Below are 17216 nucleotides of genomic sequence, written 5' to 3'. Positions count from 1 at the left end.
GGTCTAGCTCGCCCGGAATCCGGGATTGCGCCTCTTCCACGCGTCGAGGTGGTGCTCGGCCTCGCGGAGGGCCTGGCTCTCCGCGGCGGGATCCACCGGCTCCGCGGCGCACTCCTCCAGCGTCTTCCTCATGCGCGCCACGAACTCCTCCCCGCGCTCGTTCAGGCCGCCGCAGGCCAGCAGCGTGCCGGTGACCGTGTAGGAGGCCCGCCTCCAGCGGGCGAGCTCCACCCGCGCCCGGAACGCCTCGGCGTCCCGCTCGAACCGGTGCTGCCTGCGCCAGAACTCCGCCACCCCGAGATAGGCGTACGCGCCCTGCAGCAGGCCGTAGACGGGGCGCGGGTCGTCCCGCCAGGGCGCGTAGTGGCGGGAGCCGTCGTCCGGCAGGGTCAACGGGATCACCTCGATCAGCGCGGTGAGCTTCGCGTGCTGGATCTCGTGGGCGAACGTGGCGGCGAGCCCCACGCCGTCCTGCGGGTCCGACATGGCGATGGTCCCGAACGTCTCGCGGGAGGAGGCGCTGTTCTGGCCCCGCTCCGGGGCCCTGACGGGGGTGAGCACCGAGACGGCGGAACGCATCTCCTCCGCCACGGTCTCGTGGTGCGCGGTCAGGACGCGCCACGCCTCGTCCGTGTGGACCCCCCACGCGTGAAGCCGCTCGCGGTCCAGTCTCGCCTCCACGACCTCCTCCGCGGACCACCGGTACGGGTCGAGGTCGTCGACGACCAGGTCGAATCCCGGACTCACCCGCAGCCTGTGCAGCGCCTGCCAGCCGGGCCGGTCACCGGAGGGACGGACGCGGACCGTCAGGCCGCCGACGTCGAGTTCGGCGCCGTCACCGTCCGGCCTCACCGTGACGTCGACCGCGTCTCCCGCGCCGCCGGGGAGGGTGAGGCGCCCCAGGGACGGCAGCATGATCGCGCCGTCGCGGACGGGCAGCCGGACCCGGCAGCCGGTTCGTGCCCGCACCGCGGCCACCACGGCCAGCGTGCCCAGCCGCGCGGGATCGTCGTGCGCGCCGCTCCCGTTCCCGCTCCTGAGGGACCGGTAGGTCCGCCACGCCCACGCCCCCACCGCCGGATAGCGCAGCACGCGATCGACCTCCTCGCCCGCCTCCCCCTCCAGGTCCGACAGGAGGTCGTAGGCGCGCGCCGCCAGGGCCGCACCGGGATGCCCCGCCGACCGCGCCTCGCTCACCACCCCGCGTACCAGCAGCCTGTTCTTGACGCGCTGGACCGCGCGCAGCTCGGCCACGGCGTCGGCGCCCCCCTCACCGGCCGCCAGCGCGAGAAACGTCGCGCCGGACACTCTCTGTGAACCGAGCCTCATCGACTCCCCTTCAGCCGCGCGACATCTCGCGCGAAGCTCGTACGAATATGGGTGATCAGCCGGTAGAGGTCGGGACAGTAGACCGAGGGCCCCTTGAAACCGGCGGCCTCGCTGTAGCGGTGCGCGTACAGCCCGCCGCCGCAGACCGAGCGGATGTCGCAGGCCAGGCAGGCGGGGGCCAGCGCGAGCTCGCCGATCTGCCGGGCGGCCATGGCGGGGTGCCTGAGCGCGGCGTCGAACGAGTCGCGGAGCAGGTGCAGCCGGGTCGCGGCCGCCCCGTGGTAGCTGGACTTCAGGATGTCCGACTGCTCGATGCTGCCGTCGGTCTCCACGACGGCCATCCGGGCGGGCGAGAGTCCCACCGTCTCGCTGCGCGAGGCGCCTCCCGCCAGCAGGCGCATGATCTCGCGGAACAGCCGGATCTCCGTCTGGTCGGCGACCGAGCCGTACCACCGGTCGAAGATCGGGATCAGCCAGTCGGCGTACGGCGTCGCCTCCGCCTCCGGGAGGCGGTACGGCGGCGGGGTGGACCAGTTGCCGTGCGGGAGCAGGAAGTCGACGGCCGGCGGGTCGAAGGCGAGGAGCGCCTCGTAGGTCGCCAGCGGGTCGTTGCGGACGTCGATGGTGCACAGCAGGCCGCTGAACAGGTGATGGAAGGGGCCGGTGGTCAGCCTGCGCAGCGAGTCGGCGACGATCGCGTGGCTCCCCCTGCCGTCCGCGTAGCGCCTGTGCCGGTCGTGGCCCTCGGCGTAGCCGTCCATGCTCACCCCGACGCGGATCTCCAGGCTGTCGAAGAGGCGCAGGTAGGTCTCGTCCAGGCGCAGCCCGTTGGTCTGCACACCGACCCGGACGCGGGTCCCGACGTCGGCGGCGGCCCCCCTGATGGCGCGCACGGCGTGGGAGATGAGTTCGGGCCCGGCCAGCAGGGGCTCTCCCCCGTGCAGGATGACCTCGACCTCGGCCAGCTCGTGGGCGAGCGCGTGCTCGGCGATGCGCCTGGCCGTACATTCGACGATCGCCTTCGACATGCGCCGCGGCTGTGCCTTCCACGACTGGTCGGCCATCTCGTAGATGTAGCAGTGACGGCAGGCCAGATCGCACCTGCTGTGGATCTTCAGGATGAACTGCCGGAAAGCCGCCGGCCGCCATCCCGAGTCCAGCAATCCTCTGACATCGAGCGTCTCGGGGAACACGCTCCGGGGGGCGGGGATTACGGGGTCAGGTTTCTCCGGCAAACGCGGCACACCTCTCTTGCGCCATTCCCTATCTGGCATGAGTTTGCCCCAATAGTCAAGTTTCAGCCTCGCTATTACGTACCCTTCCCCGACATGATCACTGGTTTTCCCCTCAGCCTGGAACGGCGACCGGGCATCATCTATCGTGTAGACATCTTTCGGGCGTCACATAACGTGGTCTCAGCAGGGGGCTGATCAGCGATGCACGAGTGGCCGTCGACTCTCGATATCGGAGAGCTGATGGCGGGTGGCTGGCGTCCGACTCCGTTCAAGCAGTTCATCCTGAAGATTCACAGCAGATGCGATCTTGCCTGCAAATACTGCTACATGTACGAAATGGCCGACTCCTCGTGGCAGACCCGACCGAAACAAATGTCACGGGAGATCTTCGCCGCCACCGCCGCGAGAATCGCCCAGCACGCCCACCGCCACGACCTGACCGACATAGAGCTCATCCTGCACGGGGGGGAGCCCCTGCTGGCCGGGCGCGAGGCGATCCGCGAGCTCGTCACGCTGGTCCGCTCCGCCGTCGGCCCCGGCACCAGGACCACGGTCGGCCTGCAGACGAACGGCACCCTGCTCGACCTCCCCTACCTGCGGCTCTTCGACGAGCTCGGCGTCCGGGTCGGGGTGAGCCTCGACGGCGACGAGACGATGCACGACCGGGGCCGGCGCCGCGCCAACGGCCAGGGAAGCCACGCCGACGTCCTGCGCGCCCTCGGCCTGCTGGGCTCGCCCGCCTTCCGACACCTCTTCAGCGGCCTGCTGTGCACCATCGACCTCAGGAACGACCCGGTCGGGGCCTACGAGGCGCTCCTGGCCTTCGATCCGCCGGCCGTCGACTTCCTGCTCCCGCACGGCAACTGGTCGGCGCCGCCCCCGGGCCGGCCCCCGGAGGCGCAGGTGACGCCGTACGCCGACTGGCTGATCCCGGTCTTCGACCGCTGGTACGCCGCGCCACGGCGGCGCACCTGGGTCAGGACGTTCAACGAGATCGTCCACGTGCTGCTCGGCGGCTCGTCGTCGAGCGAGCAGATAGGCCTGTCCCCGGCGGGGATGGTCGTCGTGGAGACCGACGGCGGCATCGAGCAGTCGGACGCCCTGAAGTCGGCCTACCCGGGAGCCCCGGAGACCGGGCTGCACGTGATCCGTGACTCCTTCGACGACGCCCTGCTCCTGCCCTCGATCGCGGCCCGCCAGATCGGCGAGGCGGCCCTCCCCCCCACCTGCCGGGCCTGCCCGGTCTCCCGCGTCTGCGGCGGGGGCCTCTACGCCCACCGCTACCGCTCCGGCAACGGTTTCGCCAACCCCTCCGTCTACTCCCCCGACCTCCTCCGGCTCATCGGGCACATCAAGAGCACGGTCGAAGCCGACCTTTCGGCCCGATCGAAACGGCAGAGAAAGGGCACAATGCACCTACGTGAGCACCGGATCGCGGCCGGGACGTTCTCGGAGCTCGCCGGCGGCGGTGGCGGCACCACCGCGGTCGCCGAACTCTCCGCGGCACAGCACAGCAAGCACGTCCTGCTCGTACGCGGGGTGCTGGAGACCGCGCGGGCCGGTGGCCACCCCGACGGCGCCGCCACCCGCCGCGCGTACGACCTGCTCGCCACCGTCCAGCGCCGCCACCCCGAGATCGTCGACGCCGTCCTGCGCCACCCGTCGGTGGGCGCCTGGGCGCGCCGGACGATCAAGATGCTCGACGCCGGCGACGGCGCCGCGGCTCCGGGACAGCTCGCGGCGCTCGCCGCCGCCGCGGCGATCCGTTCGGGCACCGCCTGCGAGATCGACGTACCGGCGGTGGAGGGAGTGGTCACGCTGCCGTCGCTGGGCCAGGCGATCCTGCCGCCGACCGTCTCGGCGGCCACGGTCGAGTGCGCCGCCGACGACACCGAGATCACCGCGGCCGGGAGCATCGTCCGGATTCCCCGCGACCCCCGCCAGGACGCCCCGGGGTGGCGGGGGCTGCGCTCGCTGTCCAGCGAGGCGGACGGCATGTCGCTCCACCTGGTCATCGACGACCTCGACCCCTACCGGATGCCGGAGACGACCAACATCGGCGGGCGTCTCACCGAGGCCGAGACCGAGCGGTGGCAGTCGACGCTGCACCAGGCCTGGGATCTGCTGGTGCGCCACCACCGGGTGGTGGCCGAGGAGGTGTCCACCGCGATCACGGTTCTCACGCCGCTGGTCGCACCCGCGAGGGGCCAGTCGAGCTCGTCCTCGCGGGAGACCTTCGGCTGCGTGGCCCTTTCGACGCCGCCGGACGCGTCCTCACTCGCGGTCACGTTGACGCACGAGACACAGCACGCGAAGCTCTCGGCCCTGCTCGACCTCGTCCCCCTGACCCTGCCCGACGACGGCTCCCGCTACTACGCCCCCTGGCGGGAGGACCCCCGCCCCGTGCCGGGGCTGCTCCAGGGGGCGTACGCCTTCCTGGGCGTGGCCGGTTTCTGGAGACGCCAGCGCGGCCTGGAGTCGGGGGAGGCGGCCCTGCGCGCGAACGCGGAGTTCTTCCAGTGGCGCGAGGCCTCGCGTCTCGTCACCGGCACCCTCCTGGGCAGCGGGCGGCTGACCCCCGCCGGGGAGACCTTCACCGCGGGGATGGCGCGGCGCCTCGACGGCTGGTCGCGGGAGAGCGTGCCGGCCCGCGCCCGGGCCCTGAGCCGGGAACGCTCGGACGACCACCACGCGCGCTGGCTCCGGCGCAACGGTTAGAGGACGGGCGGGTCGAAGTCGAAGTCGAGCCGCTCCCCCCTCAGCGCCACCGTCGTGTCGGGGTGCTCCTCACCCAGCACCCGCCGGTAGCGCTCGAAGGTGTCGGCCTCCAGCGTCTCAGCCCCCGCCGATTCGCCCAGTGCCCGCAGGTCGATGGCCAGGTTGTTCGCGCAGGCGAGGGTCAGCGGGTGGTCGGCGCCCAGAAGCTCCCGCAGCTGGGCCAGGGTCTCCCGGCCCAGCCGCCCGGCCTGCGGGACGTCCCCGCCTGCGGCGAGGTCGCTGGCGAGGTTGATCGCGCAGGTGAGCGAGTAGTGGTGCTCGCGCCCCAGGGTGCGGTCGAAGCCCTCCAGGCATCTCAGGTCGAGCGCGGTCGCCTCCTCGACGTCCCCGTTGACCCGTAGCAGCAGCGCCAGGTTCGTGTTGCAGCCGAAGGTGAAGGGGTGCTCCTCCCCGTATCTTCCGGGGTAGCGGGTCGCCGTGTCGCGCAGCAGCTCCAGCGCCTCGTCGACCTCTCCCCTGGTGCGCTGCGCGTTGGCCAGGCACAGGGCGGCCGCGAGCGTGTCGGGGTGGTCGCGGCCGAAGATGCGCTCCTCCAGCTCGAACGTCCGCTGGGCGATCTCGAACGCCTCGTCGATCAGCCCCGCCCTGCGCTTGGCGATGGACAGGTCCTTGGCCGCGCGCAGGGTCCTGGGGTGGTCGGCCCCGAGCTCCTGGACGCTGAAGTCGTAGGCGTCCTCACCGATGTCGCAGGCCTCGGAGTACTCGCCCCGCAGCCGCACGATGCGGGCCAGGCCGTTCCACGAGGTGAGAATGGACTGCTGGCTCGACTTGGAGTCGCCGGAGCGCTGCAGCATGTAGGCGTTCCGCTGCAGTTCGAACGCCTGCCGGTAGTCACCGAGCAGCATGTAGTCGACGGAGAGGTTGTTCATGGCGCGCAGCGTCCGGCGGTGGTCGGGGCCGAACACCTCCTCGTGCCGGCGCAGCGACTCCCTGTCGTGCTCCAGCGCGGCCGCGAAGTCGCCCCGCATCCTCATGTCGGCGCCGTGGCTGTTGACGAGGAGGAGGGTCTCCTCGTGGTCGGGCCCGAGGACCGCCCGCATTCGCGCGAGGGTGTCGCGGTTGAGCTCGAAGGAGGCCCGGTGGTCTCCGAACTCCCGCAGGACGATGCCGAGGTGCCGCTGCGCGGAGAGCACGTCCCGGTCGTCGGGGCCGCTGTCGTCCCGCCACCTGCGGATGAAGCTCCCCACGAGATCGACGGCCGACTGGTAGTTGCCCGACGAGTAGAGGTAGCGGACGACGTCGAGGGCGAACTGGCGGATGCGGGGATCTCGGCTCTCCTCCACCTGTGAGGGCCTCACGTGGCTGAGCAGCTCCCCGTAGCGCGGCCAGGAGCCGTTGTCGTCGGGCAGGCCCGGCGTCGCCGCCGCCAGCAGGAGATGGACCTCCCTGCGGAAGGACACGTGCTCCTCTTCGTTCAGCTCGTCACGCAGGAGCGCCTGGATCAGCCGGTGCACCTGGATGGTCCGGTTCTCCGAGTCCATCCGCACGAGGGCGTAGCGTCCCAGCTCCCTGATGGCCTTGCTCAGCAGGATCGGGTCGGCGAGGAGCGGGCCGAGACGCGTCTCCGCCGCGAACTCCTCGCGAAGGATCCCGAAGACGTCGCGGGGGATCGGATCGGGGCCGAAGAAGGCACAGCAGCGCAGGAGCTTCACGGCCTCGGGCAGCTTCGCCTTGAGCTGGGACACCGACAGCGACCACGCCGCGGTCATGGACAGCGGGTAGTCGGACGCCTTGTTGGCGTCGAGCAGCTGGACGGTCTGCTCCTCGAGCAGGTGGAGGTACTGGCCGACGGACATCCCCGTCTCCGTCTGCAGGGCTCCCGCCTGCTCCAGCGCGAGCGGGAGGTCGCCGAGCTGCTCGGCCAGCCGGTTCCTGTCGTCGGGGGTGGTCGACCTCGGCACGCGCTTGTCGAGGAACGCGATGCTCTCCGCCCGGGTGAAGACGTCGACGGGCAGGGTGTCGACCACGCTCTGCCAGGCGTGGTTCCGCGAGGTGATCAGGACGTGTCCCGGCCCGCGCGGGACGATCTCGTTGATGTCCTCCGGCTGTTCGGCGTTGTCGAAGACGAGCAGCCACCGGGAGTACGGCTCGCCGCGGCGCAGGGCGTCGAGCACGGCCCTGGACGCCTCCTCCACCCCCATCGCGGCGGATGACGACACACCCAGATGCGGGGCGAGCGCGGCCAGCGACGAGCGCACCAGGATCGGCTGGTCGGCGGGGATCCACCAGACCAGGTCGTACTCGTGCCGGAAGCGGTGGGCGTACTCGATCGCCACGTGGGTCTTGCCGACGCCGCCGAAACCGTGGAGGGCGTGCGGCACCACCGCGGTGACATCGGCGGTGACCCCGGTGTGCAGCTTGTCGAGGAGGTCTTCCCTGCCAGTGAAGTTCTTGTTCTGCTGGGGGACCTTGCCCCAGATCCGGGGCTGGCGTCCCGTTGGCCGGGAAGACCCCTGCGGCTGTGAAATGGGCACGCGACCGCCTCCCGCTCTCCCGATTCGGGATCAGCCTAGACGCACGGCCTCCGTGAGCGCATAAACGAAGGGGTCAGAGTCTTATGGCTACACCCCAAAGGACATCATCGTCACATCCTAAAAAGGATTATCAGCCGTAAACCATACCGCCTTCTGTTCCAAATTATCTTCCGAAGCGCTCGCCCGACCATCGGAAGAGTGTAACGATGGGCCCGGGTGGGGACACACGGAGAGCCGGAACGCGGAGGTGCGAGGGAGTCCGTATGAGCGATGAAGCCGTCGTGGCCGATGCCGGTTTCAGCAAAGGCCTGATCGACCTCACGAAGATGAACCTGGCCGACCTGGACGGGATCGGCGATTCCGTGCTCGGCCTCGCACTGCGGGAAATAGTCGAGGACGAGGACACCGGGCCGGTGGCCGGATTCGATTCGTTCATATCAAAACCTTTGTGACAACCCACTGATGTGCGACATTGGAGTGCGAGACTTGCGCTCTTTGTCGACAAACATGGTGGAGCCGTGGACGACACCGACTGGGAACGTTTGATCGACCAGCTCGGCAGGGGCGACTGCGCCCCTTTCCTCGGAGCGGGAGCCTGCGCCGGCACCCTTCCCACCGGCACCGCCCTCAGCAACCAGTACGCCCTCCGCTACGGCTACCCCTTCTCCGACGTGGGCGACCTGGCGCGGGTGATGCAGTACGGCGAGGCCGTGGTACGCGACCCCGTCGACCTCAAGGAGACGGTCTGCGTCCACCTGCGCTCGCACGGGCGGCCTCCCTCGGGTGATCCCGGGGAGCCGCACCGGCTGCTGGCCGGTTTCCCGGTGACGACGTTCCTCACGACGAACTACGACGACTTCCTGGCCGAGGCGTTGCGGGCCGAGGGCAAGGAGCCCCACGTGGCCGTCTCCCGCTGGTGGGACCCCGACCCCGTCGCGGCCCCCCTCCTGCCGGAGCCGACGGTGGAACGGCCCGTCGTCTACCACCTGCACGGAAGTTGGGCCGAGCCCGCGTCGCTGGTGCTCACCGAGGCCGACTACCTGACGTACCTTGTGAACATGGTGGACGCCGTCGCGACCGACGGGCGGCATCCGCTGCCGACCCCGATCCTGCGGGCGATGACCACCCGGCCGCTGCTGTTCGTGGGCTACAGCCTGCAGGACTGGACGTTCCGGGTGCTGTTTCACGGGCTGGTGCGCAACACGCCGCGCAGCAACAAGCGGCGGCACGTGAGCGTGCAGCTCATGCCGGAGATCAACGGGTCGGCGGGCGACGCCGGGAGCGCCGAGGACAAGGCCAGGCGCTACATCACCCACTACCTCGACCGCTGGAACATCTCGATCTTCCTGGGGACCGCCTCGGAGTTCTGCGCGGAGCTCCAGCGAAGAATGGGAGGCAGGACATGACGACCGCGACTCGCGGCGGCGACGGGACCATCCGGCCGTACGTGGGGCTGCGGCCCTACGAGCGGAGCGAGCACGGGCTGTTCTTCGGGCGGGAGCGCGAGGCCCGTGACATCGCCACCATCTGGCAGGCCACCGGCCTCACCGTGCTGTTCGGGGCGTCGGGGGTCGGCAAGACGTCCCTTCTGCACGCGGGTGTGCTGCCGCGCGTCGAGCCCGAGCGCGCCGACGTGCTGCCCGTCGCCCGCGTGTCGCCCCGCGGCATCACCTCGCTGCGCCCGAGGGTGACCGGCAACCCCTACGTGCTGGCGCTGCTGTCGGCCTGGGCGCCGGACCGGCCGCTGCCCGCGCTGGCCGGGCTGACGGTCTCGGAGTTCCTGGCCCAACGCCCCGAACGCGTCGACAGGTACGGCGACCCCGTTCCCGTCCTGGTGGCCGTCGACCAGGCCGAGGAGCTGTTCGGCGGCCCGCTCGACCGGGAGGAGGAGCGCCACGGGCTCCTGCGCCAGCTGGCCGGGGCGGTGGAGGACCACGACGGCCTCCACCTGCTGCTGTCGCTGCGCGAGGAGTACCTCGCCTCCGTCCTGCCGCACGAGCGCCCGCTGGGCCGGGGCTCGCGGGCGCGCTTCCAGCTGCTGCCGCTCACCCGGGCCACGGCGCTCGACGCCACCACCAGGCCGCTTGAGGGCACCGGCCGGTTCTTCGCCCCCGGCGCCGCCGAACACCTCGTCGACGACCTGCGCACCGTCCCGATCTCCAACGACGAGGGGCAGACCACCACGCTGACCCTGAACACCGTCGAACCGGTCCAGCTGCAGGTCGTCTGCTCGGCGCTGTGGGAGTCGCTGCCCCCCGGCCTCCGGGAGATCAGCGTGGAGCACGTGAACCTGCACGTGAACGTCGACCGGTTCCTGACCGGCTTCTGCGAGCGGATGCTCACGCGCGTCTCCGCCGAGTCCGGTGTCACCTCGAGCGAGATCCGCTCCTGGTTGCGCAAGGCCTTCGTCACCGAGCACGGGACGCGCAACACCGTCTACGAGGGCCTGCACGAGACGGCCGGCATGCCGAACGCCGTCGCCAAGTCGCTGGAGGACTCCCACATCCTGCGGGGCGAGCACCGGCTGGGAATCCGCTGGTACGAGCTGCAGCACGACCGCCTGATCGGCCCGGTGCGCCAGTCCCGGCACCCGGCCGCCTATCTCGACGACGCGAAGCTGGCACTGGCCAGGCGGAGCTGGGAGACGGCCCGCGGGCTCGCGGACGAGGCGGTCCGCGCCTCGGGGACCGGCGAGACGTGGGTGCGCGCCGAGGCCCTGCTGATCCTGGGCGAGGTGGAGGCGGCCGGAGGCGAGGCGGAGAGCGCGCGCGGCCGGTTCGAGGAGGCGGCCGACATGTTCGCGACGCTCCAGCGGTTCAACGGGGTGGCCGCCGCGCTCACCGGGGAGGGACGGCTCTGGCTGTCGCAGGGACACCACGACAGGGCGGTCGAGCGGCTGCGCGCGGCCCTGTCCTGGGTGCCCAACGATCTGCAGGCGCACCTGGCGCTCGGGCAGGCCCTCTGGCACCTGGGACAGCCGCGCGCCGCCCTCGCCCTCCTCAACGGGGCCGTGGCGCTCGCGGACGAGCCTCCCGCCGAGGCGCTCGCGCTGCGCGGCGAGATCCTGGCCGACCTCGGGAAGGCCTCGGAGGCCCTGCGCGACCTGGACCGCGTACGCAGGCACCAGCGACCGGCCACGATCGCCGCCAGGGCACTGGCACTGGCGCTGGAGCAGCGCTTCGACGCCGCCCAGCAGGAGATCCTCGACGCGCTCGCCGGCGAGTCCGACAGCGGTCCCGTCCTGGTGCGGGCCGCGCGCGTGCACGCCCTGCTGGGGCGGGCCGCGACGTCGGAGGGGCTCGCCTCTCGGGCGCTCGGCGCGGTCACTCCTGGGCTTCCGCCACATCTGCGGAAGCAGGCCGAGGAGCTCCTGCGGAGAACGGCGTGACGTCGTCGCGCCTCGCCGCCTCCCACATGTGGTCGAACTGGTTCAGCCAGTAGGTGAACCAGCGCTCGTCGCGACCGCGGGTCAGCTCCAGGTGCATGCGCGAGGAGGTCGACGCGTTGTGGAAGCCGTGAATCTCCACGATGACGCGGCCCCTCGGGGTTTCCGGGTCGACGAGCACGAGGCTGAATCCCGGGCTGTAGGAAAGCAGGCGGTGTTCGAATCCGCCCGCCGTTTTCCAGCCGCTCATCAGGCGGAGGCGTTCCATCGTGCTGTCCAGCGCGGCCGGTAGCCGCTGCACGGGAAACTCGATCGAATCGTCCAGCTGCCTCGCGGCCTGCCGCACGGCCGCCTTCTCCAGGGGGTCGAGAACGACGATCCTGACCTTTCCCCGCTCCCGCGCGAGCACCGTGTTGCGCATGAGCTCGCAGGTCTGCGCCGACAGCAGGTTCACCGCGGACGGCGCGAACACGCGCACGTCGCGTGCCTCGGCGAGCAGCGTCGACAGCGGCACCACGTCGTACACGGAACGGTCGTGCAGGAGGCCGGCCGGCGACTCGGCGGGCTCGTCGGGCAGGGTGAGCCGGTAGAGGAGCAGGCCGACCCCGGAGAACAGGACGGCCCATCTGAGGTTGTCGTCCAGCGTGTCACTGAAAATCGAGAGAAACGCGAAAGCGAAAACGACGACCGTGAGAGCGTACGCGTCGATGTGTTGCCGCGCCTTGAAGTCCCTGCCGATTCTTCGCAGCCAACGCACGCCGACCCCCAGCTCTTGGGCGCTGTCGAAATAGCTATGCCCATTGTCGGGGGTGGAATCTCGCGATGTCCGATGTCGCGAATTCCGGTCGTCCGGGCCCTTCCTTCGGGGAAAGGCCCGGTATCCGTTGTTCCGGCTCCGGCGACCGGTTCGCTCTTCGAGCGTCTCGACCGCCTTGACCGTTTCAGCAGTTTCAGCAGTTCCAGCAGTTCTGGCTGGGGCCGGGCGCCGGGGCGGGCCGGACCGGCGGAGGGCTAGACGGCGACCGGCTGGCGGCGGCGCTGCCAGATGGCGTCGACGGCCAGGGCTCCGCCGCCGCTGAAGGCGACGGCCAGGGTGCCGGCGGCGAGGGCGAGGACGAACTCGTAGCCGCCCTCCCCCACCGAGAAGCCGTTGGCGAGGTGGACGAAGACGATGGCACCGAGCATGACAAGCGTGAGCAGGACACCGAACACCGGCAGCGCGGCGCCCAGGATGAGCGCGATGCCGCCGACGACCTCCACGGTGGCGACCATGGGGGCGGCGACGCCCGCGAGCGGGATTCCCGCGGATTCGAAGAACGCGGCGGTCTTGTCCACTCCCGACATGAACTTCTGCGCGCCGTGGACCAGGAAGATCACACCGAGGGCGATCCGCGCCAGCAACAGGGCGTACGGCCGTGCCTGGTCAAGCATGATGACTCCTCTTGTCATTCGAATTTGTACAAACCATAGCGGTTAGTTCAAATTTGAACAAGCCGTACAATGTTCTGGTGAACGACACGAAATGGCTCAATGAGAGCGAAATGGCCGCGTGGGTGGCCTATGTGGCCGCGACGCACCTCCTGGAGCGCCGTGTCGAGGACCAGCTGAAAGCCGACTCGGGCCTGACCCATGCCCAGTACGAGATCCTGGCGAAGCTCTCCCAGCATCCCGGCGGGGAGATGCGGATGACCGAGCTGGCCAACCGGTTGATCGTTTCGAAGAGTGGCCTCACCTACCAGATCGGGCAGCTGGAGCGGAGGGGGCTCGTCACGCGGGCGGCGTGCCCGTCGGACGAGCGGGGGGTGCTGGCCGTGCTCACCGAGGAGGGCGTGCGCTGCCTGGAGCGGACCGCGCCGGGGCACGTGGCCGTGGTGCGCGCCTTCCTGATCGACCGCCTCACCCCCGAGGAGGTCGAGACGATGCGGCAGATCATGACGAAGGCCACCGCCGCCATGGAGGCGGCGCCGGCGGGCCCGCTGCGTGCGCCCCGACCGGGCAAAACCCCAGGATAACGCGCAGGACGGGCCCACCGGACCGGTTCTCCCTTTCGGCCGCGGGAGCGCGGGGAAGACGGAAGAATCCGGTACGGCTCGCGCGGGGGGCATACCGCGCGAGCCGCACCTGATCATGGCCGCGTACCGGGTCAGGCGGCGGTGCAGCTGACCGAGGAGGGCGCGCCGTTGCTCCCCGACCAGTTACCGGTGAACCCGAAGGAGGCCGAGGCGCCCGGGGCGAGGTTGCCGTTGTGGGACACGTTCCGCACCGAGACACTCGCGCCGCTCTGGGTGTGCTGCCCGTTCCAGAGCTGGGTGATGCTCTGGTTGCCGGGGAAGGACCAGTTCACCGTCCAGCCCGCGACGGCCGCGCTGCCGGTGCTCTGCACGGTCACGTCGGCCTGGAAGCCGCCCTGCCAGGAGGTGACCAGCTTGTAGGTGGCCGTGCAGGCCCTGCCCACGCCCGGCGTCGGCGTGGGGGTGGGGGTGGGGGTCGGGGTCACGGTGGGGGTGGGGGTGGGGGTCACGGGCCCGGCCGCTATGGCCAGGTCGTAGGCGCGCTGCGGGACGAACTGCCCGGCCCCGGCGATGCAGCCGTCGGCCTCACCCGGCAGCTTGATCCACAGGAAGGCGTCGATCGCCGAGTCGCCGGTGGCGTTGGTGCTCGGCGTGCCGATCGCCCGGCCGCCCGGGTCGCACCACTCGCTGCCCTGCGGGCCGTTGCCGTTGCGGCTGGTGTCGATCACCGCGCGGAGCCGGGAGACGCCGAGGGCGGAGAGGATGCTCTTGGCGTACGAGACCTCGGTGGAGGTCCACCGGTAGTTGGAGACGTTCAGCGAGATGCCGTCCGCGCTGTTCGCCACGTCCGCGGCCCTCAGGCGGTTGGCGGCCTCCGACGGCGACAGCCACCCCGAGTGCCCGATGTCGAAGTAGACCTTGGCCGAGGACGAGGCGGCCTTCAGCTTCTTGCCCGCGTACGCCATGGAGGCGTTGGTCTCCTGCTGCTGGGAGGAGTTCATGCAGTTGGTCATGATCGGGAGCACGTCGGGCTCCAGGATGATCGTCGCCGGACGTCCCTGGAGACCGGCGGCCAGCTCGTCGATCCACTGCCGGTAGACCGTGTGGTTGGGCGCGCCGCCCGTGCTGGCGCCGCTGCAGTCGCGGTTGGGGGTGTTGTAGACGACGAGGATCGGGATCTTGCCCGCCGCCGCGGCCGCCCCGACGAACGACGACACCTGGCCGCGTATGGCGGAGGTGTTGGTGGTGGTGTACCACCGGGGCTGCGGCACGGAGGCGATCCGGTCACGGATGACCGGGGCTCTGGAGTCTCCGGGGTTGGCCGCGACCCACTTGGCCGCGCTGGTCTCCGGATCGACGTAGAACGGGGAGTCGGCGGCGGACGCGCCTGAGGCGACGGCGACCGCGGCACCTGACACGATCACCAGAGCCGCGCAGAGCGTGGCCAGGATCGACCTTCTTGGCATGGATCGGCCCCTTCAAGGGAGGTGTGGGAGCGCTCCCACCATAGGCGGCACGCCCCTTCCGGACGTAGTCCGCGCCGCCGCCGCCTCACATCGGGACACGCTGACCTGTGCGAACATCCCTGGCGTGTGTTGAAAGTTTCACCACCTCAGGCCCCGTTCGCCTGATCGGCGAGACGGTGACGGGCGGGGCGGGGCACGCACCGGCTGTGCCGGCCGGCCTGCGGCGCCCGGCGGCGCCGTCCCGCGGCCCATGGTCTGCAGGCCCGCGGTCTGAAACCCTGATCTCCTATGACCCGGGCATCCGAGATCCCCCCGCGCTCTCGCGGCGCCTCCGATCGATCGCGCCGGTGAGGGTCCCCACGCCGGCGCGGCCCGCCCTCGGCAGGGCGCGGCGCACGCTCACGAGGACCCGGACGGAGGTACGGGCGAGGTTCGCGCGCGGGTTCCGCACGCCCGCGGGGCGATGGCTGTCGGCGAACCGCTCGCGCGTCGCCGACGTGCTTCTCGCGCTGGGCGTGTGGGCGGTGTACCTCGCCCTGGGCGTCCTGCAGGAGAGGTTCGCCACGCGGGGGTTCTCCCTCCTGACGTTCGCGTTCTTCACCGTCTCGTCGGCGGCGCTGCTGTGGCGCCGGACCAGGCCGGTCGCCGCGGTGGCCGTCACCGTGGCCTGCGACTGCGTGATCGTCGTGTCGACGGGCTGGCAGGGGTACGGCCTGCAGGCGATGCTGGTCCTGTACGCGGCGGGCAGGCACGGCGAGGCCCGGCGCGCCTGGGTCGCGGCCGTGGCGGTGGGACTGTTCTACCCGTCGGTGTCGACGGTCGTCCAGTTCGCCACCGGGTCCGAACGCCAGGACTCCGGCTCCCTCGGGGTGTTCGTCCCGCTGCTGCTCGTCGGGCTGGGCCGGCTGGTGGAGCTGCGCCGGGAGACCGTCCGCAGGAGGCAGGCCGAGCTCGCCGAGGAGATCGTACGGGCCGAGCGCCGCCACATCTCCCGCGAGCTGCATGACGTGGTCGCCCACAACATCAGCACGATGCAGGTCCTGATGGGGGCGGCGCGCACGACCATGGCCCGCGATCCCGCCGGTGCCGAGGCCGCCCTGCTCAGCGCCGAGCGAGCAGGGCGGGAGGCGATGGCGGAGATGCGGCAGTTGCTGCACGTGCTGCGTGCCGACCGGGTGGACGACCCGGCCTCCGCGGGGGCCGCCCCCGTGGAGGGCGGCTCCCCCGCCGGCACGGGAACCGGTGCCCCGGTGAAGGCGGGTCATCCCGGCGGTACGGGCCCCGCGGACGGGGCGGGCTCTCCGGCCCGCCGGGCCGCCGCCCTGCCCTCGCTGGTCGGCCGGGCCCGCGAGGCGGACCAGCCCGCCTCGCTCGAGGTGACCGGCACCCCCGGGAGGCTGCCCGCCGCGGTCGACCACGCGATCTACCGGATCGTCCAGGAGTCGCTGACCAACGCGCGCAAGCACGCCGGAAACGTCCCGGTGAGGGTGCGGGTCGGGTACGAGCCCGCCGCGGTCGAGGTCGAGGTGGTCGATGACGGACCCGGTACGACCCCTGCCGGGAAGAGGTACGAAGGCCACTCCGGTGGAGGTTTCGGGCTGGGCGGCATGGCCGAACGTGTGGCACTCTGCGGTGGACGGCTGGAGACGGGCCCCCTGCCCGGCGGGGGCTTCCGGGTCCACGCGCGACTGCCTCTCCCGGTTCTGGGAACGGACGGACGGCGAGACCCCGGCGAAGGACCGGCAGACCGCCCACCGGCCGCGGGCGAGCCGGGCGAGCCCGTCGCGCCGGTCGCTCCGGTCGCTCCGGTCGCGCGAAAGGGGACCGGGCGGGAAGCGGCCGGGCGGGAGGGAGAGACATGATCAAGGTGCTGGTCGTCGACGACCACGCGGTGGTGCGCTCCGGCTTCCGGATGATCCTGAACGCCCAGGACGACCTCTCCGTGGTGGGAGAGGCCGGCGACGGCGAGGAGGCGCTCGCCCTCGCCCGCGACCTGCTCCCCGACGTGGTGCTGATGGACCTGCACATGCCGGAGGCCGACGGCGTCACCGCCACCGGGCGGATCACCGCCGAGCTGCCCGACGTGCGCGTGCTCGCGCTGAGCACCTTCGACCTGGACGAGTACGTCGTCGACGCCCTGCGTGCCGGGGCCTCGGGCTTCCTGCCCAAGGACGTCTCCCCCGAGGAGCTGCTGGAGGGGGTGCGGGTGGTGCACCGCGGCGACTCGGTCGTCGCGCCGCGGCTGCTGACCCGGCTGATCGGCACCTTCGTCCGCGCCGTACGGCCCAGGCCCGCGACGACACCGCCGGAGCTCGCCGGTCTGACCGGCCGTGAGCGGGAGGTGCTGGTCCTCATCGCGCGCGGGCAGTCGAACCCTGAGATCGCGGAAACGCTCGACGTGGCGGCCTCCACCGTGAAGAACCACGTGACCAGCCTGTTCGCCAAACTCGGCGTCCGCGACCGCGCCCAGGCCGTGGTCGTCGCCTACGAGGCGGGCTTCGTCACCCCGGGCACCACCGGCTGACCTTTTCCGCGCC

Annotated in this window: 13 protein-coding genes; 7 read left to right on the top strand and 6 right to left on the bottom strand. The window is 71.2% G+C overall.

Features of this window, described 5'->3' with window-relative positions:
* Positions 1-3: 3 nt before the first annotated feature.
* Complete coding sequence (locus tag AC5L38_RS02150; protein WP_495241021.1) at positions 4-1329, bottom strand: HEXXH motif domain-containing protein; 1326 nt, start codon at positions 1327-1329, stop codon at positions 4-6.
* Positions 1326-2492 carry an FxsB family cyclophane-forming radical SAM/SPASM peptide maturase gene (locus AC5L38_RS02145; RefSeq protein WP_495241020.1) on the bottom strand — a complete coding sequence of 389 codons (1167 nt, stop codon included), beginning with the start codon at positions 2490-2492 and terminating at the stop codon, positions 1326-1328. Before AC5L38_RS02145 ends, AC5L38_RS02150 begins: the two co-directional genes overlap by 4 nt.
* A 273-nt stretch (positions 2493-2765) precedes the next feature.
* On the opposite strand from AC5L38_RS02145, the gene AC5L38_RS02140 reads away from it, so the two are divergent.
* On the top strand, positions 2766-5282 hold the full coding sequence (locus tag AC5L38_RS02140; protein ID WP_495241019.1) for an FxsB family cyclophane-forming radical SAM/SPASM peptide maturase: 2517 nt from the start codon (positions 2766-2768) through the stop codon (positions 5280-5282).
* Here AC5L38_RS02140 and fxsT read toward each other — a convergent pair.
* Positions 5279-7816 (bottom strand): FxSxx-COOH system tetratricopeptide repeat protein, encoded by a 2538-nt coding sequence (gene fxsT / locus AC5L38_RS02135; protein WP_495241018.1) that lies wholly within the window; start codon positions 7814-7816, stop codon positions 5279-5281. The two genes, AC5L38_RS02140 and fxsT, sit on opposite strands and share 4 nt — an antisense overlap.
* Before the next feature lie 263 nt (positions 7817-8079).
* Between fxsT and fxsA the strand changes: the two genes are divergently transcribed.
* The 3 genes from fxsA (at position 8080) to AC5L38_RS02120 (ending at position 11204) form a co-directional block, all read left to right on the top strand.
* A complete protein-coding gene (fxsA, locus tag AC5L38_RS02130; RefSeq protein ID WP_495241017.1) occupies positions 8080-8268 on the top strand; it encodes an FxSxx-COOH cyclophane-containing RiPP peptide in 189 nt (62 codons plus the stop codon).
* A gap of 66 nt (positions 8269-8334) precedes the next feature.
* Positions 8335-9222 (top strand): SIR2 family NAD-dependent protein deacylase, encoded by an 888-nt coding sequence (locus AC5L38_RS02125; RefSeq protein WP_495241016.1) that lies wholly within the window; start codon positions 8335-8337, stop codon positions 9220-9222.
* Entirely contained in the window at positions 9219-11204 is a 1986-nt protein-coding gene (locus AC5L38_RS02120) for a tetratricopeptide repeat protein (RefSeq protein ID WP_495241015.1), read from the top strand. Before AC5L38_RS02125 ends, AC5L38_RS02120 begins: the two co-directional genes overlap by 4 nt.
* On the opposite strand, the gene AC5L38_RS02115 is transcribed toward AC5L38_RS02120, so the two are convergent.
* The gene (locus AC5L38_RS02115) at positions 11140-11958 is read right to left on the bottom strand and encodes a hypothetical protein (protein ID WP_495241014.1); all 819 of its coding nucleotides are present in this window, start codon (positions 11956-11958) and stop codon (positions 11140-11142) included. The two genes, AC5L38_RS02120 and AC5L38_RS02115, sit on opposite strands and share 65 nt — an antisense overlap.
* Positions 11959-12212: 254 nt before the next feature.
* Positions 12213-12632: a DoxX family protein gene (locus tag AC5L38_RS02110; RefSeq protein ID WP_495241013.1), complete on the bottom strand. Its 420-nt coding sequence runs from the start codon at positions 12630-12632 to the stop codon at positions 12213-12215.
* 77 nt (positions 12633-12709) lie between these two features.
* Here AC5L38_RS02110 and AC5L38_RS02105 point away from each other — a divergent pair, with 77 nt between their 5' ends.
* Positions 12710-13213 carry a MarR family winged helix-turn-helix transcriptional regulator gene (locus AC5L38_RS02105; protein ID WP_495241012.1) on the top strand — a complete coding sequence of 168 codons (504 nt, stop codon included), beginning with the start codon at positions 12710-12712 and terminating at the stop codon, positions 13211-13213.
* Positions 13214-13344: 131 nt separating this feature from the next.
* On the opposite strand, the gene AC5L38_RS02100 is transcribed toward AC5L38_RS02105, so the two are convergent.
* Positions 13345-14679 (bottom strand): glycoside hydrolase family 6 protein, encoded by a 1335-nt coding sequence (locus AC5L38_RS02100; protein WP_495241011.1) that lies wholly within the window; start codon positions 14677-14679, stop codon positions 13345-13347.
* A gap of 347 nt (positions 14680-15026) precedes the next feature.
* On the opposite strand from AC5L38_RS02100, the gene AC5L38_RS02095 reads away from it, so the two are divergent.
* Together AC5L38_RS02095 and AC5L38_RS02090 are read left to right on the top strand one after the other, a co-directional pair.
* Positions 15027-16541: a sensor histidine kinase gene (locus tag AC5L38_RS02095; protein WP_495241010.1), complete on the top strand. Its 1515-nt coding sequence runs from the start codon at positions 15027-15029 to the stop codon at positions 16539-16541.
* Positions 16538-17203: a response regulator gene (locus AC5L38_RS02090; RefSeq protein ID WP_495241009.1), complete on the top strand. Its 666-nt coding sequence runs from the start codon at positions 16538-16540 to the stop codon at positions 17201-17203. Before AC5L38_RS02095 ends, AC5L38_RS02090 begins: the two co-directional genes overlap by 4 nt.
* The last annotated feature ends 13 nt before the right edge of the window (positions 17204-17216 follow it).

It is taken from the genome of Streptosporangium nanhuense, assembly GCF_059358815.1.
Note: the sequence above shows the minus strand (reverse complement) of the source record. Positions and strands in the feature narration are given on the sequence as shown.

Coding starts and splice junctions, on each gene's coding strand:
- AC5L38_RS02150 (WP_495241021.1), bottom strand. CDS start 1,329: ATGAGGCTCGGTTCACAGAGAGTGTCCGGCGCGACGTTTCTCGCGCTG.
- AC5L38_RS02140 (WP_495241019.1), top strand. CDS start 2,766: ATGCACGAGTGGCCGTCGACTCTCGATATCGGAGAGCTGATGGCGGGT.
- fxsA (WP_495241017.1), top strand. CDS start 8,080: ATGAGCGATGAAGCCGTCGTGGCCGATGCCGGTTTCAGCAAAGGCCTG.
- AC5L38_RS02120 (WP_495241015.1), top strand. CDS start 9,219: ATGACGACCGCGACTCGCGGCGGCGACGGGACCATCCGGCCGTACGTG.
- AC5L38_RS02110 (WP_495241013.1), bottom strand. CDS start 12,632: ATGCTTGACCAGGCACGGCCGTACGCCCTGTTGCTGGCGCGGATCGCC.
- AC5L38_RS02100 (WP_495241011.1), bottom strand. CDS start 14,679: ATGCCAAGAAGGTCGATCCTGGCCACGCTCTGCGCGGCTCTGGTGATC.
- AC5L38_RS02090 (WP_495241009.1), top strand. CDS start 16,538: ATGATCAAGGTGCTGGTCGTCGACGACCACGCGGTGGTGCGCTCCGGC.